At 74.1% G+C, this 15,669-nt stretch carries 12 protein-coding genes and 2 pseudogenes; 6 read left to right on the top strand and 8 right to left on the bottom strand.

From position 1 onward, the window contains the following. Positions 1 to 233: 233 nt before the first annotated feature. Positions 234 to 473: pseudogene (locus tag GA0070623_RS27110) on the top strand (hypothetical protein); the annotation flags it as partial. A 133-nt stretch (positions 474 to 606) separates the two neighbouring features. On the opposite strand, the gene GA0070623_RS27105 reads toward GA0070623_RS27110, so the two are convergent. The 4 genes and pseudogenes from GA0070623_RS27105 to GA0070623_RS31210 all read right to left on the bottom strand — a co-directional run. Continuing rightward, positions 607 to 1,197 carry a Trp biosynthesis-associated membrane protein gene (locus GA0070623_RS27105; protein WP_089004196.1) on the bottom strand — a complete coding sequence of 197 codons (591 nt, stop codon included), beginning with the start codon at positions 1,195 to 1,197 and terminating at the stop codon, positions 607 to 609. Beyond that, a complete protein-coding gene (locus tag GA0070623_RS27100) occupies positions 1,194 to 2,747 on the bottom strand; it encodes an anthranilate synthase component I (RefSeq protein ID WP_067315426.1) in 1,554 nt (517 codons plus the stop codon). Before GA0070623_RS27100 ends, GA0070623_RS27105 begins: the two co-directional genes overlap by 4 nt. Continuing rightward, positions 2,744 to 3,190: a phosphoribosyl-AMP cyclohydrolase gene (gene hisI, locus GA0070623_RS31215; protein ID WP_407938014.1), complete on the bottom strand. Its 447-nt coding sequence runs from the start codon at positions 3,188 to 3,190 to the stop codon at positions 2,744 to 2,746. Before hisI ends, GA0070623_RS27100 begins: the two co-directional genes overlap by 4 nt. A 174-nt stretch (positions 3,191 to 3,364) precedes the next feature. Next, positions 3,365 to 3,580 (bottom strand): annotated as a pseudogene (locus GA0070623_RS31210) (phosphoribosyl-AMP cyclohydrolase); the annotation flags it as partial. A gap of 723 nt (positions 3,581 to 4,303) precedes the next feature. Between GA0070623_RS31210 and GA0070623_RS27090 the strand changes: the two are divergent. The 3 genes from GA0070623_RS27090 to GA0070623_RS27080 are packed head-to-tail and all read left to right on the top strand — an operon-like array spanning position 4,304 to position 6,407. Further along, a complete protein-coding gene (locus tag GA0070623_RS27090; RefSeq protein ID WP_067315423.1) occupies positions 4,304 to 5,044 on the top strand; it encodes an ABC transporter ATP-binding protein in 741 nt (246 codons plus the stop codon). Beyond that, positions 5,041 to 5,796, top strand: coding sequence for an ABC transporter permease (locus tag GA0070623_RS27085; protein WP_067315418.1), 756 nt, complete (start codon positions 5,041 to 5,043; stop codon positions 5,794 to 5,796). Before GA0070623_RS27090 ends, GA0070623_RS27085 begins: the two co-directional genes overlap by 4 nt. 5 nt (positions 5,797 to 5,801) lie before the next feature. Further along, entirely contained in the window at positions 5,802 to 6,407 is a 606-nt protein-coding gene (locus GA0070623_RS27080; RefSeq protein WP_089004374.1) for a TetR/AcrR family transcriptional regulator, read from the top strand. Positions 6,408 to 6,869: 462 nt separating this feature from the next. On the opposite strand, the gene GA0070623_RS27075 is transcribed toward GA0070623_RS27080, so the two are convergent. The 3 genes from GA0070623_RS27075 to GA0070623_RS27065 form a co-directional block, all read right to left on the bottom strand. Further along, complete coding sequence (locus tag GA0070623_RS27075) at positions 6,870 to 7,607, bottom strand: DUF2470 domain-containing protein (protein ID WP_089004195.1); 738 nt, start codon at positions 7,605 to 7,607, stop codon at positions 6,870 to 6,872. Between the two features lie 99 nt (positions 7,608 to 7,706). Then, on the bottom strand, positions 7,707 to 9,494 hold the full coding sequence (locus GA0070623_RS27070; protein WP_067314292.1) for an ABC transporter ATP-binding protein: 1,788 nt from the start codon (positions 9,492 to 9,494) through the stop codon (positions 7,707 to 7,709). Between the two features lie 136 nt (positions 9,495 to 9,630). After that, the gene (locus GA0070623_RS27065) at positions 9,631 to 11,505 is read right to left on the bottom strand and encodes an ABC transporter ATP-binding protein (protein ID WP_172898467.1); all 1,875 of its coding nucleotides are present in this window, start codon (positions 11,503 to 11,505) and stop codon (positions 9,631 to 9,633) included. 165 nt (positions 11,506 to 11,670) lie between these two features. Here GA0070623_RS27065 and GA0070623_RS27060 point away from each other — a divergent pair, with 165 nt between their 5' ends. Both GA0070623_RS27060 and GA0070623_RS27055 read left to right on the top strand, forming a co-directional pair. Continuing rightward, positions 11,671 to 12,300 (top strand): TIGR03085 family metal-binding protein, encoded by a 630-nt coding sequence (locus GA0070623_RS27060; RefSeq protein ID WP_067314300.1) that lies wholly within the window; start codon positions 11,671 to 11,673, stop codon positions 12,298 to 12,300. A 162-nt stretch (positions 12,301 to 12,462) separates the two neighbouring features. Continuing rightward, positions 12,463 to 14,289 (top strand): AMP-dependent synthetase/ligase, encoded by a 1,827-nt coding sequence (locus GA0070623_RS27055; RefSeq protein WP_067314290.1) that lies wholly within the window; start codon positions 12,463 to 12,465, stop codon positions 14,287 to 14,289. A 58-nt stretch (positions 14,290 to 14,347) separates the two neighbouring features. On the opposite strand, the gene GA0070623_RS27050 is transcribed toward GA0070623_RS27055, so the two are convergent. Continuing rightward, positions 14,348 to 15,652 carry a low temperature requirement protein A gene (locus GA0070623_RS27050; RefSeq protein ID WP_067314287.1) on the bottom strand — a complete coding sequence of 435 codons (1,305 nt, stop codon included), beginning with the start codon at positions 15,650 to 15,652 and terminating at the stop codon, positions 14,348 to 14,350. Positions 15,653 to 15,669 lie beyond the last annotated feature (17 nt).

The following is a 15,669-nucleotide window of genomic DNA, read 5'->3' as shown; positions in this document are numbered from 1 at the left end:
CACTCCGGACCATCGATCGATGCCCATACGCTATGAGATCACGATCCGCGCCGCCGCGCAGCTCGGGGCGGTCGCCGGCCCGCTGTGACCAAGGTCAAGAATGCCCGTCCGGCGCAGGTCGGGACCGTTGACCGGGCCGTCACCCGGGCGAAACGTGAACCCGGCAGCATCGGCATCGGGCAGACTCGACGATGCGCCTGCCCACCATCGGATCTCATCGTGCGGGGTGACCTATGAGCACTGCGGGGCCGAACGCCGGCATCGGACTCACCACCATCTCCCGGACGGTCGCGTCGCTGGCCGTCGAGGTGGTGCACACCCTCGAACGCGTCGTGGCCGGCGAGGGCCGGGTGCGGACCGCACGGGGCAACGCCTGGGAGGCGGTCTGCGCCGACCGCGCCCGCGCGGGTCAACGCGCCGAACTGGACCGCCTGGTCGCCGAGCTGGCCGCCGCCCGGGCCGGGCTGCCCACCACCCGGGCCACCGCCGGCACCGAGCTGGCCGCCGCCCGGGCCACCGCCGGCGCCGAGCTGGCCGCGGCCCGGCGCGGGACCGGGGGCCGGGCCGCCGCCGGACAGCGGCCGACGACCCGCGCCCCGCAGCCGGTCAGCTGACCGTCGGGTCCTCACCCCGGTCGAGCGCGTCCCAGGCCTCCCGGGTGCCCCGGTCGGCGATCGGCCGCCCGTCGGAACGCGCCGGCCCACCGGTGCGCGCCGGCCGCTCGTAGCGGGCCCCCATCGCCGGCCAGTGCCCGCCGCGCCGCGCGGTGAGCAGCCCACCACCGGCCGCCACCAACCCGCCGAGCAGGCAGAGCGCCGGCCACTGCGGGTGCACCTCGACGCCGAGATCGGCGGTCAGCCCGTAACCGGCACCGGCCGCCACCGCCAGGCCGAGCAGCGCGACCAGCCCGCCCAGCGACCGCCGGACCCGTCCCCGGGTGGCCAGCACCGCGCCACTGCCGGCCAACGCGACCAGCGCCAACGCGGGGAGCCAGGGCAGCAGGTCCGCCCCGGAACGGTCCTGCCGGGCCGCCGGCAGCGCACCCCGGGCGAGCACCTCCACCGCCCAGGTCCGGGTCGCCGCCCAGCTGGCCAGGCCCGCCCCCGCCAGGCAGAGCAGCAGCGCGTACGTCAGCTCGCGCCGCCCGCCCGACGCGCTGCCGGCGGCCGTCGTCGCGGCTGTCCCGGTATCGCTCACCGGGCCGGTCGCAGGGTTTCGGCGGCGGCGATGGCGGCCAGCACGGCGGCGGCCTTGTTCCGGGTCTCCTGGTCCTCGGCGGCCGGATCGGAATCGGCCACCACCCCCGCCCCGGCCTGCACGTACGCCCGGCCGTCGCGGATCAGCGCGGTACGGATCGCGATCGCCATGTCGAGGTCGCCGCCGAACCCGAAGTAGCCCACGGTGCCGCCGTAGAGGCCCCGCCGGACCGGTTCCAGCTCCTCGATGATCTCCATGGCCCGGACCTTCGGCGCCCCGGACAGGGTGCCGGCCGGGAAGGTGGCGGCCAGCGCGTCGAAGGCCGTCCGGTCGTCGCGCAGGGTGCCCACCACCGTGGAGACGATGTGCATCACGTGGCTGTACCGCTCGATGGTGGCGAACTCCGGCACCTGCACGGTGCCCGGCCGGCACACCCGGCCCAGGTCGTTGCGGCCCAGGTCGACCAGCATCACGTGCTCGGCCCGTTCCTTCGGGTCGGCCAGCAGCTCGGTGGCGAGCCGGGCGTCGGCCGCCGGGGTGGCCCCGCGCGGCCGGGTGCCGGCGATCGGGTGCAGCATCGCCCGACGCTGCCCGTCGGCGTCGGCGTTGACCTTCAGGTGCGCCTCCGGGGACGAGCCGACGATGTCGAACCCGTCGAACCGCAGCAGGTACATGTACGGGCTCGGGTTGGTCGTCCGCAGCACCCGGTAGACGTCCAGCGGGTCGGCGTCGGTGGCCCGCTCGAACCGCTGGGCCAGCACGATCTGGAAGCACTCGCCGGCCCGGATCGCCTCCTTCGCCGCCTCGACCGCCTTCGGGTAGCCGCCCTCGGCGGTCCGGCTGACCACGTCGCCGGCCGGCGGCCGGTCCACCGTCGAGATCATGGGCGGAATCGGTCGGGACAACGCGGTGGTCATCGCGTCGAGCCGGCCGACCGCGTGGTGGTACGCGGCGGTGACCAGGGCCGCCCGGTCCGGGTCGTCCAGCGGCGGCAGCACCGCGTTGGCGACCAGGATCGCCGAGCCGTCGTAGTGGTCCAGCACCACCAGGTCGGTGGCCAGCATCATGCCCAGCTCCGGCACCCCGAGATCGTCCTCGGTGAACTCGGGCAGCCGCTCGAACCGGCGGATCAGGTCGTACCCCAGGTAGCCCACCATGCCGCCGGTCAGCGGGGGCAGGCCGGCGGCCGGATCCGGCGTGCCCCCGGCGAGCGCCGTGACGGTCTCCCGCAGCACGTGCACCGGATCCCCGGTGACCGGCACGCCGGCCGGCGGGGTGCCGGTCCAGCTCGCCACGCCGTCCCGCTCGACCAGGGTCGCGCTGCTGCGCACCCCGATGAACGAGTACCGCGACCAGGCCATCCCGGCCGAGCCGACGCCCTGCTCGGCGGACTCCAGCAGGAAGGTGCCCGGCCCGCCGGCCAGCTTGCGGTAGACCCCGACCGGGGTCTCCGCGTCGGCCAGCAGCCGCCGGGTCACCGGCACCACCCGCCACCGGGCCGCCGCCTCGACGAACGTCGGCAGATCCGGGCTGAGCGCACCGTCGGTCATGAGATCGCCCCCTGGGTGGTGACCGGGAGTTCGGTGAAGAAGCAGGTGCGCTCGCCGGTGTGGCAGGCCGCGCCGACCTGGTCCACGCCGACCAGCACCGCGTCGCCGTCGCAGTCCAGCGCCACCGAGCGGACGTACTGGTGGTGGCCGGAGGTGGCGCCCTTGACCCAGTACTCCCGGCGGCTGCGCGACCAGTAGGTGGCCCGGCCGGTGGTGAGGGTGCGGTGCAGCGCCTCGTCGTCCATCCAGGCGACCATCAGCACCTCGCCGGTGTCGTGCTGGCGCACGACCGCGGCGACCAGGCCGTCCGGGGTGCGGCGCAGCCGGGCGGCGATGGCCGGGTCGAGACGGGACGGGCGGACCGCGCCGGCGGATCCACCGGCGCTGGGAGCGGAGTCAGGTACGGGCACAGTTACCGATTGTCCCGCACGCGGCGCGGGCACCTGCGCCCCGTCCCCGACCGCCCGGGACAGCTGGGCGACGTACCGGTCCAGCCGGCCGTCGCCCAGGGCCAGGGCGAGGTCCGGGCCGGCCGTCTCGGCGATCCGGTCGGCGTACGGGCGGACCAGCGGGAGCACCCCGGCCACCAGCCGGGTCGCGGCGGCGGCGACCTCGGCGACGCCGCCGGGGCGGATCCCCAGGCAACGGAGCATGTCGTCGCGGTAGCCGGGCGGCGCGACCGGCAGGTCCAGGGCGGCGGCGAAGGCGACCAGCCGGGACGCCACCCGTACCCCCGGGTTGGCCAGCCGTAGCACGCACGGGCAGAGCCGGGCCAGGTCGGCGGCGGCCAGCCGGACGCCGAGCGGGTCGGCGGCGGCCCAGGCCCCCGCCACCTTGCCGAGGGTGGCGACGAACTCCTCCAGGCGGGGCTGGTCGGCGGGCTGGCAGAGCACCGGCAGGTCGATCCGGGGCCGCCAGGTCGGATCGGCCCAGAGCAGCCGGGCGGGGGTCGTCACCGGCAGCCCGAACGCCCACTCGGCCGGCTCGCCGAGCCGGTCGACCCAGGTGCGGACGTCCCGGGCGGCCACCGAGACGTGCACGATGCGCCCGTCGACCTCGGCCAGGTAGGCCCGCCGGGCGTCGTACGGCGGGGTGGGCGCGGCGGTCGCGGTGACCAGGACGTCGAGATCGACGTCGCTGTACGCGGTGGCGGCGCCCCGGGCATGGCTGCCGCGCAGCAGGATGCCGACCACGGGACGGTCGGCGGACGCCCGCAGCCGGTCGGTCCAGTCGGCCAGGAAGGCGGCCTCCGGCAACGGAGCGTGATCCACCGCGCCATCGTGCCGCACGTCCGATCAGCGCGCAATGCCCGAAGGCGGACCACCTGTCCGGTCGGAAGGCTAGCGCCCGATCCGAAGGTTGATGCCCTGGTCCGAAGGCTAGCGCCCGATCCGCCGACCCGGCTCCGACCGCGGCACCGGCGTGTCGGGTACTGCCGGCGGCACCCCCACCGGCGTACCGGCCACCGGGACGGGTCGGTGACAGGCCGTTGCGGAACGACGAGTAATTCATCTACCGTTGAGTTCAACAACCGATGAATTACAGAGGGAGGCGCGATGGACGACGCCATCGCCGTCCGCGACCTGGTCGTCGACCGGGGCCGGCGGCGGGTGCTGGACGGCATCGACTGCACGGTGCCGCAGGGCGCGGTCACCGGACTGCTCGGCCCCAGCGGCAGCGGCAAGACCACCCTGATGCGGGCCGTGGTCGGGGTGCAGACCATCAGCTCGGGCACGGTCACCGTGCTGGGCCGTCCGGCCGGCGCGGCCGACCTGCGCCACCGGGTCGGCTACCTCACCCAGGCGCCCAGCGTCTACGCCGACCTGACCGTCCGGGAGAACGCCCGGTACTTCGCCGCCCTCCAGGGACGCGCCGCCGCCGACGCCGACCGGGCGGTCGCCGACGTCGGCCTGGCCGCCGCCGCCGGCCAACTGGTCGGCACCCTCTCCGGCGGGCAACGCAGCCGTGCCTCACTGGCCTGCGCGCTGGTCGGCGAACCGGAACTCATCGTCCTCGACGAACCCACGGTGGGGCAGGACCCGGTGCTGCGGGCCGACCTGTGGGCCCGGTTCCACGCCCTCGCCGCCACCGGGACCACCCTGCTGGTCTCCAGCCACGTGATGGACGAGGCGGCCCGCTGCGACCGGCTGCTGCTCATCCGCCACGGCCGACTGATCGCCGACGACACCCCGGACGCGGTGCGCGCCGCGACCGGGGTCGACGACCTGGAAGAGGCGTTCCTGCGGCTGATCCGGGCCGGCGAGACCGACCCGTCGACCACCGGGGAGGCGGCGTGAACCCGACCATCCTGGCCGCCACCACCGGGCGGATCCTGCGCCAGCTCCGGCACGACCGGCGCACCGTGGCGCTGCTGGTGGTGGTGCCGACGGTGCTGCTCACCCTGGTCTACTACATGTACGCCGACCAGCCCGCCCCGCCCGGCCGGCCGGCCCCCTTCGACCGGGTCGCCCTGGTGATGCTGGGCTTCTTCCCGTTCATCATCATGTTCCTGGTGACCAGCATCGCGATGCTCCGCGAACGCACCAGCGGGACGCTGGAACGACTGCTCACCACCCCGCTGGGCAAACTCGACCTGCTCTTCGGCTACGGCATCGCGTTCGGGCTGGCCGGAGTGGTCCAGTCGACCGTCGCCGCCGCCGCGGCGTACCAGCTGCTCGGGCTCACCACGGCCGGATCCGCCGGGCTGGTCGTCGGGATCGCCGCGGTGAACGCGGTGCTGGCCGTCGCGCTGGGGCTACTGTGCAGCGCGTTCGCCCGGACGGAGTTCCAGGCGGTGCAGTTCATGCCGGTGGTGGTCGCCCCGCAACTGCTGCTGTGCGGGTTGTTCGTCCCCCGCGGGCAGATGGCCGGCTGGCTCCAGGCGGTCAGCGACGTGCTGCCCCTGTCGTACGCGGTGGAGGCCCTCCAGGAGGTCGGCGCGCACGCCGAACCCACCGGCCTGATGTGGCGGGACATGGCGATCGTGGCCGGCGCGGCACTGGCGGCCCTGGTACTGGCGGCGGCCACCCTGCGCCGGCGCAGCGGGTGACCCCGGTGACCCGACGCACCGGCCGCCGCCCCGGCAACCCGGACACCCGCGAGGCGATCCTCACCGCCGCCCGGTCGGCCTTCGCCGAACGCGGCTTCGACGCGACCCCGATCCGGCAGATCGCCACCGCCGCCGGGGTCGACCCGGCCCTGGTACACCACTACTTCGGCAGCAAGGAGGAGCTGTTCCGGGCCACCATCGACATCCCGGTGGACCCGGCCGCGCTCCTGCCCGCCGTCCTGGTCGGTGACCCGGACGGGACCGGTGAACGGCTGGTCCGCACGTTCCTCGGGGTGTGGGACTCGCCGGCCGGAGCGGCGGCGGTGGCCCTGCTCCGCTCGGCCGCCGACAACGAGTGGACCGCCCGGCTGATGCGCGAGTTCCTGGTCACCCAGGTGCTGCGCCGGGTGCTCGACCATCTCGACCTGCCCCCGGCGGAGCTGCCGATGCGCGGCGCGCTGGTGGCCACCCAGATGATCGGGCTGGCCATGATGCGCTACGTCATCCGCCTCGAACCGGTCGCCTCCGCCACCCCCGACACCCTGGCCGCCACCCTCGGCCCCACCATCCACCGCTACCTCACCGCCCCACTCCCACCCCCCACCCCGTGACCCCTCCCCTGCCCCGGCTGCCCTGCCCGCCCTCGCCTCGCCCGCCCCGCCCTCGCCTCGCCCGCCCCGCCCTCGCCTCGCCCGCCCCGCCCTCGTCCCGGTGATCAAGAGATTCACGTCAACTTCGAGCGATCCGATGGCACCAACCTCTTGATCACCGGGACGACCAAGCGGGCGGTCCGGTCAGGCCGCGCTGACTGTCGGTGATCAAGAGGTTCGCGGTGGGGAACGCGCTTGCCGATGACGCAAACCTCTTGATCACCGGGACAACCAGCCGGGCAAATGGATCACGCCGGGTTGGTGATTGGTGACCAAGAGGTTTGCGGTGGGAAACGCGCTCGCCGGTGACCTGAACCTCTTGATCACCGGGGCGGGGGCGAGGGCGAGGGCGGGGGCGGGGGCGAGGCGGGATGAGCGGGAGGGAGGGCGGGCGGGGAGGGGGAGGAGAAGGGGCGGGGGCGGTCAGAGGTGGCGGTGGGTGGGGGCGGGGGTGTTGAGGAGGGGGTGGAGGAGGTCAGGGAGGTCTGCGCGGTCGGTCACCGGGTGGGGGAAGGGCAGGCGTGCCCGACGGCGGTCGCCGGGTCGGCCGTACGCCACGATCAGACCGTAGCGGTCGAGGCGTACCACCCGGGGTTCGTCGCCGGCCAGGTCGAGCTGACGCCGCAGGTACGCGACCACCTGGGGGCCGTGGCGGTCGGCGAGGTCGGCCAGCACGGTGGCCTCGTCGGCGTGCAGCGGGTCCGGCTCGGCGGCGGCGTACTCACCGGGGTCGACCCGGTGCACGGTGCCGGCGGTCTCCAGGCGGGCCTCGGCGACCTCGAAGCGGTGCAGCCGGAAGCGACGCCCGACGTCGAGCAGGTCACCGGTCGGGTCCACGGCGGCGAAGTCGTCGGCGGCGCGACGGGCAGCTTCGCCGCACAGGGGCACCGCCCAGCCGGACACCCAGGCCCGGCCGGCCGAGGGTGCTCCGGCGGCCGGGGGCAGGTCGAGTACGTCGAGCACCACGGCGACGTCGCGGGCCGCGCCCGGGTCCAGTTCCGCGGCGAGGTCGCTGAAGACCGGGACCAGCAGCAGCACCCGTCCCTCCGGGTCGGTGGCGTGCCGGACGTGGAACGGACCGGGGCGGTGGGCGAGGTGCACCAGGCCGGGCAGCCGACCGGCCACCAGGGTACGGATCAGCTCAGCAGGGGTCGGGGCCACCGGACACCTCCGATAAAGGTTAGCCTTACCTAACCCGCAGAGTAGAGCACCAGGGCGACCGCGTCCACCGACTCCCCGCCCTTCGACCGTGGTCGTCGGTCAGCGGGTCTGCTCCAGCCAGGAGGCGTAGAGCAGGCCGTAGACCGAATCCGGGTCACGCAGCAGCTCCTCGTGGGGTCCGCGCTGCACGATCCGGCCCCGGTCCACCACCACTACCTCGTCGGCGGCCTGGGCGGTGGAGAGCCGGTGCGCGATGGCCAACGTGGTCCGGCCCCGGGTGACCGCGTCCAGGGTGCGTTGCAGGCGTACCTCGGTCGCCGGGTCGACGGCGCTGGTCGCCTCGTCCAGGACGAGCAGGTCCGGATCCGCCACGTACGCCCGGGCCAGCGCGACCAGTTGCCGCTCCCCGACGCTCAGCGCCTCCCCCCGCTCGCCCACCGGGGTGTCCAGACCGGCCGGCAGACCGTCCAGCCAGTCGGCCAGGCCCAGCTCGGTGAAGGCGGCGGTCAGCTCGGCATCGGTCAGCTCGGGGCGGGCGAAACGGACGTTCTCCCCGACCGTGGCGTCGAACAGGAACCCGTCCTGCGGCACCATCACCACCCGGGACCGCAGCGAGTCGAACCGCACCTCGTCCAGCGGCACCCCGGACAGCAGCACCCGCCCCTGCGTCGGATCCATCAGCCGGGTGAGCAGCTTGGCGAAGGTGGTCTTGCCGCTGCCGGTCTCGCCGACCACCGCCACCCGGCTCTTCGCCGCGATGTCCAGCGTGACGCCGTGCAGCACCGGCGGCCCACCCGGATAGGCGAACGTCACGTCGGCGAAGCGGATGTCCAGCGGCCCCACCGGCAGTTCCCGGCCCCGCTCCCCCGGATCGGCCACGTCCGGCGCGATGTCCAGCACGTCGAGCACCCGCCGCCAGCCGGCGATCGCGTTCTGCGCCTCGTTGAGCACCTCGGTGGCGATCTGCACCGGCTGGATGAAGAGGGTGACCAGGAACAGGAAAGCGGTGAGCTGGCCGATGGACAACGTCCGGTCCGCCCCGAGCGACACCCCGACCACCACCACCCCGGCCAGCGCCACCCCGGCCGCCAGCTCCCCCACCGAGCTGCCCATGATGCTGATCCGGATGGCCCGCTGCTGGGCCACCCGCTGCCCCTCGATCGCCGCGTCCAACCGCCGGGCCGTCCGACCGGACACCCCGTACGCCCGGATCACCGGCGCACCCACCACGCTCTCGGCGATCGTGCCGAGCAGGGTGCCCATCCGCTGCCGGACCACCCCGTACGCCCCGGCCAGCCGGCGCTGCAACAGCCGGATCATCAGCACCGCCGGCGCGAACGCGACGAGCACCACCAGCGTCAACTGCCAGGAGTACGCCACCATCACGGCCGTCGTGACGGCGAGCTGACCCAGGTTGACGATGAGGATGACCCCGCCCCACTGGAGGAACTGGGTGATCTGGTCCACGTCGCTGGTCACCCGGGAGACCAGCGACCCGCGCCGCTCCGACTGCTGGTGCAGCATCGACAGGTCGTGCACGTGCCGGAACGCCCTGGTCCGCACGTTGGCCAGCGCGGTCTCGCTGACCGTGAACAACCGCCGCATCATCAGGTAACCGCAGGCGGTGGTGAGCACCAGCACCGCCGCCGTGGCGGTGACCACGGTGACGATCACCCCCAGGTCCGGGCCGCCGGGCACGGCGATGCCCTGGTCGATGCCGCGCTGCACGGCGACCGGCACGGCCACCCGGCCGACCATGTAGACCAGCGCCAGGGCGATCGTGCCGGCGAGTCCGGTACGCAGCTCCGGCGAGAGCGCCAGTCCCCGCCGCAACGTCTGCCAGGTCCCCTCGGCCCGCTCGTCCGCACCGCCCGCACCCGCGCTCACCGCTGCCGCCCCCTCGCTCACCGCTGCCGCCGCTCCGCTCGCGACTGCGGGGCTCCGCTGCGCTGCACTCCTCGCGCTCACCGAACCGACCTTCCGCTCGCGACTGCGGGGCTCCGCTGCGCTGCGCTCCTCGCGCTCACCGGTCCACCTCGATCTCCAGGCCCGACGGCAGCGGGGCGACCTCGTCGTACGTCCGGTTCTGCTCACGTTCCTGCTCGGCCTGCTCGTACGCGGTGACCAGGTCGACGTAGCCGGGCACGGTAGCCAGCAGTTCGCTGTGGGTGCCCCGGGCCAGCACCCGGCCCTGCTCCAGGTAGATCACCTCGTCGGCGAGCGCGATGGTGGCCCGCCGGTACGCCACCACCAGGATCGACGCGGCGGCCTGCTGCCCGGGTGCGGGGGAGCGCAGCCCGGCCAGGATGGCCGCCTCGACCCGGGGGTCGACCGCGCTGGTGGCGTCGTCGAGCACCAGCAGCCGGGGCCGACCGGCCAGCGCGCGGGCCAGGGTGAGCCGTTGCCGCTGCCCGCCGGAGAGCGAGGTGCCCCGCTCGCCGACCATGGTGTCCAGCCCGTCGGGGAGGGCGGCGACGAAACCGTCCGCCTCGGCCAGCCGCAGCGCCGCCCAGACCTCCCCGTCGTCGATGCCCGGCCGGTCCAGGCTGATGTTGGCCCGGACCGTGTCGTCGAAGACGAACGGCACCTGGGCGACCAGGGCGGCGGTCGAGGCGAGCGACCCGGCGGTGAGCCGCCGGACGTCCACCCCGTCCAGGCTCACCGTGCCGCTGTCCGGGTCGACCAGCCGGACCGCCAGCGAGGCGATGGTGGACTTGCCGGCGCCGGTCGGCCCGACCAGCGCCACCGTCCGCCCGGCGGGCACGGTGAAGGTGACCTCGCCGAGCACCTGCGCGCCGGGCAGGTGCGCCTCGGCCGGCGCGTACCCGAAGTGGACGTCGGTGAAGGCCAGGGTGGCGGGCGTGCCGTCGTCGGCGAGGGCGACGTCCCCGTAGGGCATCTCGCCGGTGGCGTCGAGCACCCGGCTGACCCGGTCCCAGCCGGCCACGCTGCGGGGCAGCTCGGCCAGCACCCAGCCGATGGCCCGCACCGGGAAGGCCAGCACGGTGAAGAGGAACGCGACGCTGACCAGTTCGGTGACGCTGATCGCGCCCTGCCGCAGCCGGATCGTGCCGACCACGAGCACGGCCAGGGTGCCGAGGCTGGGCAGCGTCTCCAGCAGCGGGTCGAAGACCCCCCGCAGCCGGCCGACCGAGATCAGCGCGTCCCGTAGCTGCCCGGCGCGGCCGGCGAACCGGGCGGTCTCCTGGGCCTCCCGGCCCATGGTCTTGACCACCAGGGCGCCGTCGAAGCTCTCATGGGCGATGCCGCTGACCTCGGCCCGCAACCGCTGCGCGCGGGCCTGCCGGGGGGCCATCCGGCGGGAGTAGACCACGTTGAGCGCGAACAGGGCGGGGAACACGGCCAGCCCGACCAGGGCGAGCGCCCAGTCGGTGGCGAAGAGCGAGCCGACCGCGCCGACCAGCATCACCAGCGTGCCGACCGCGAACGGCAGCGGTGCGATCGGGTACCAGGCCGCCTCCACGTCGGAGTTGGCGTTGGACAGCAACGTCCCGGTGGCGTTGCGGTGGTGCCAGGACAGCGGCAGGTCCAGGTAGCGGCGGGTGACCCGACGGCGGTAGGCGGCCTGGAGGCGGAACTGCATGTAACCCGCGCCGAGCCGCCGGCCGAAGATGCCGACCACCCGCAGCACGCTGATCCCGAACAGCGCCACCGCCGCCAGGGCCAGGGTGCCGGTGCCCACCTCGCCGGACTCGACCGCCGGCACGACCACGTCGCCGACGACGGCGCCCACCACGTAGGCGCTGGCGATCACCAGCCCGCCGAAGAGCACGCTGCCGGCGACGGCCACCGCGAAGATGCGTGGTTGTTCCCGGATCGCCCGGCCGAGGATCGACAGCCCCCGCTGGATCACGTCCCGACTCGTCCCGCTCGTCACGCTCTCCCCCGCCGTAAGCCACCAGTATCTCCCTTATCCTTACCGGTCGCAGCCACCTCCGCCGCCCGGCGTGGTATGTCCACCGTCACGTCGCCGAGCGGTCACCGGCCGGCGCGGCGGACCGCTCGCCGCGCCGATGCCGGCCGGGCGACCTACGATCGCTGCATGCCGCGGTACGCCCGAGCGGAGCGCGAGGCGCTCGCCGACCTGATGCTGGACGTGGGCCCGGACGCCCCGACGATCAACGAGGGGTGGACCGCCCGGGACCTCGCCGCCCATTTGGTGGTGCGGGAGCGCCGTCCGGACGCCGCCGGTGGCATCCTGCTGCCGCCGCTGCAGGGGTACGCCGAGCGGGTGCGCCTGCGGATCGCCGCCCGGCCCTGGTCGGAACTGGTCGCCCAGGTGCGCCGCCCACCGGTGTGGAGCCCGGTCAGCAACCCGCTGACCGACGAGGTGGCCAACACCATGGAGTTCTTCATCCACCACGAGGACGTCCGGCGGGCCCGGTCGGGCTGGCAGCCCCGGGACCTCCCGGCGGGGCTGACCGCCCGGCTGTGGCGCCCGGTGGCCCTGCTGGTCCGGACCCGGGTCCGGCGCTTCCCGGCGAGTCTGCTGGTGCAGGCCCCCGGCCACGGCGAGCTGACCGCCGGTCGGGGCGGGGAACGGGTCCGGCTGGTCGGGTCGCCCGGGGAGCTGGTGCTGTTCCTTTCCGGCCGGCAACGGGTGGCCCGGGTCCAGATCGACGGACCGGCCGCGCTGGCCGAACGCCTGCGCACCGCCCGGCTGGGGCTCTGACCCGCCGCCCGCGCGGGGTCGGGCCGACGCCGGGGCGCGGGGTACTCAGCCGCCTCACAGGTTCGAGGGCTAGCCGATGCGCCGGTGCAGGCAATACCCTTCGGTAACCGCAGAGCGACGTGACCCCCGTCACGTCATCCACCCCCGAAGGCGGCTACCGCGATGGCTCTCGATGTGCCCTACCGTTCCATCCCCGACATGTTCCGCAAGCGGGTGGCCGCGACCCCCGACCGGCACGCCTTCGCCCACCCGGCGGCGGACGACTCCGGGCCGGTCTGGTTGACCTGGGCGCAGGTCGGCCGGCGGGCCGACGCGGTCGCCGCCGGCCTGCACGGGCTCGGGGTCGGGCTGGAGGACCCGGTGGCGATCCTGGCCAACACCCGGCTGGACTGGATCGTCGCCGACTTCGGCATCATGTGCGCCGGTGGCGCGACCACCACCGTCTACCCGACCACCGAGCCGCAGGACGCGACGTACATCATCGCCGACTCCGGCTCCCGGGTGCTGTTCGCGGAGAACCCGGCCCAGGCCGCGAAGATCGCCGGTGCGACGTTGCCCGCGCTGACCCACGTGGTGCTCTTCGACGGCACCCCCGACCCGGCCGCCGCGGTGCCCCAGCTCACCCTCGCCGAGCTGGAGGAGCGGGGCGCACAGGCCCTCGCCACCGACCCGGGCCTGGTCGACCGGCTGATCGCCCCGGTCGGCCCGGAGCACCTGGCCACGCTGATCTACACCTCGGGCACCACCGGCCGGCCGAAGGGCGTCGAGCTGCTGCACGGCGGCTGGTGCTGGGAGGGGGTGGTGCAGGCCGAGACGGGTCTGCTGCGCGACGACGACGTGCAGTACCTGTGGCTGCCGCTGTCCCACTCGTTCGGCAAGACGCTGCTCTGCGGATCGACGCACGTCGGCCTGCCCACCTATGTCGACGGCCGGGTGGACAAGCTGGTCGAGATGCTCGCGGTGATCCGTCCGACGCTGATGTGCGGAGCGCCCCGGGTCTACGAGAAGGTCTACAACAAGGCGGTCACCACCGCGCAGGACGCGGGCGGCGCGAAGGCGAAGATCTTCGCCTGGGGGGTCGAGGTCGGCAAGCGGAAGGTCGCCCTGGAGCAGGCCGGCCGTCCGGTCCCGGGCCTGCTGAAGGCCAAGTACGCGGTGGCCGAGAAGCTGGTGTTCAGCAAGCTCCAGGCCCGCCTCGGCGGCCGGATCCGGGTGCTCGTCTCCGGTGCGGCGCCGTTGAGCGCGGAGATCTCCACCTTCTTCGCCGCGGCCAACCTGCCCATCTCCGAGGGGTACGGGTTGACCGAGACCAGCGCCGGCAACTTCGTCAACCCGCCCGACGGGCTGCGGATCGGCACGGTCGGCCGGGCGATGGGCGACCTGGAGTGCCGGATCGACACCGACGGCGAGATCCTGGTCCGGGGTCGACCGGTGATGCGCGGCTACCACAACCTGCCCGAGGAGACGGCCGCCGCGTTCACCGAGGACGGCTTCTTCCGCACCGGTGACATCGGCAGCCTCGACGGCGACGGTTACCTGCGGATCACCGACCGGAAGAAGGACCTGGTCAAGACCTCCGGCGGCAAGTACGTCGCGCCGTCGCACATCGAGGGCATGTTCAAGGCGATCTGCCCGTACACCTCACAGGCGATCGTGATCGGTCAGGCCCGCAACTACTGCACCATGCTGGTCAGCCTGGACCCGGACGCCATCCGGGGCTGGGCGGCCGGGGGGCCGCTCGAGGGGCGCGACTACGCCGAGATCGTCGCCTCGCCCGAGGCCAGGGCCATGGTCGAGGAGCACGTCGCCCAGCTCAACACCAAGCTCAACCGCTGGGAGACGATCAAGAGGGTCACCGTCCTGCCCCGCGACCTGACCATCGAGGACGGCGAGATGACCCCGTCCCTGAAGATCAAGCGCCGTGGGGTGGAGAGCAACTTCGCCGCCGAGATCGACAAGATGTACGCGGGCAGCCTGGCCGAGATCTGACCGTCGATGACCGACCGGCGTCGGTGTCCCCCCGTCCCGGGACACCGCCGCCGGTCGGTCACAGGTGTTCGTGCCGCCACCGGCTCTGCTCGACCTCGGCCGCCTCCTGCTCCTGGAGGGCCAACTGCCGCACCCGGTGGCGACGGCGGCCCTGCCCCCGGGTCTCCACCACGACCAAGGCGACGCAGACCAGCGCCAACAGCGCCAACGCGCCCACCTCGGACACCCGGGCACCCACCGGGGCGAGCGCGCCCAGCGCCAGCACCGCCACCACCGGCGGCCAGCGCAGCACCCGGACCGCCCGCAGCCCGCAGGCGACGAGACTGAGCAGGTAGAGGCCCACCCCGCCGTAGAGCACCAGGATCCAGTAGCCGCCGAGCGACTCCCCCCAGCGCGGGGTGTCCGGATCGGCCACCTCGACCAGCAGGTCCTTGAGCCCGAGCGCGAAGAAGATCACCCCGGCGACGATCGGCAGGTGCAGGTAGGTGTAGACGTCCCGGGCCAGCCGGGCCCGCGACGCCGGGTCGCGGCTGCGGTGCAGCGCCTGCTCCAGGGCGAGCGCCAGGGTGTCGAAGTAGGCCCACCACAGCACCGACGCCACGGCGATGCCGAGCACAGCGGCGATCACCACCGGCCAGGTCAACGGCAGACCGGTGACGAACTTCGGGCCTACCCCGAGCGCGATGATCGACTCGCCGAGCGCGATCAGCACCATCAGTGCGTGCCGTTCCGCCCAGTGCCCGGCGGAGAGCACCGTCCAGTAGGTCCCGCCCACCCGTACCCCGACCACGTACTCCAGCAGCAGGGCCGCCGCCCAGAGGGTGAGTTGCAGGGCGGTCGCGGCACCGTCCCCGGCGATCCTCCCCGGCAGCGACGCGGAGACGACCAGCAGCCCGGTGGCGGCCACCGGCAGCAACGCCAGCCGGATCCACTGCCGCCACCGGGTCGGGTCGCCGCGGGCCAGCACGCCGAAGACGGCCAGCTGGGAGGCCCGGACCAGGAAGTAGCAGCCGGCGAAGACCAGCGGGCCGTTCAGCCCGCCGGGCTCGTCGACGAACGCCCCCGGCATGCTCAGCGCCAGCAGGAAGGTGGCGGTGCCGGTGAGGAAGCCGACCACCGGCACCCACCCCTGGTCGGCCCGGACGGCGTTGCCGAGGCCCGCGAACCCGGTCCAGCACCACCACAGCAGCCCCAGCACCAGCAGACAGCGCAGCAGGTTGCTGCCGGTCGGCTCCTGCGAGGTCAACGCGGTGACGTTGAAGAAGGCGAAGACGAAGACCAGGTCGTAGAAGAGTTCCAGGCGGGTGGTCCGGGAGCCGGGCGCACCGGGCCGGACGCCACGCGACCACCCCGGGTTACCCACCCCGGCAGTCTCCCAGC

Origin of the sequence: Micromonospora rifamycinica (assembly GCF_900090265.1) — a bacterium.
In the GTDB taxonomy this organism is placed as follows: Bacteria; Actinomycetota; Actinomycetes; order Mycobacteriales; family Micromonosporaceae; genus Micromonospora; species Micromonospora rifamycinica.
This window is presented reverse-complemented; position numbering and strand designations above follow the sequence as displayed.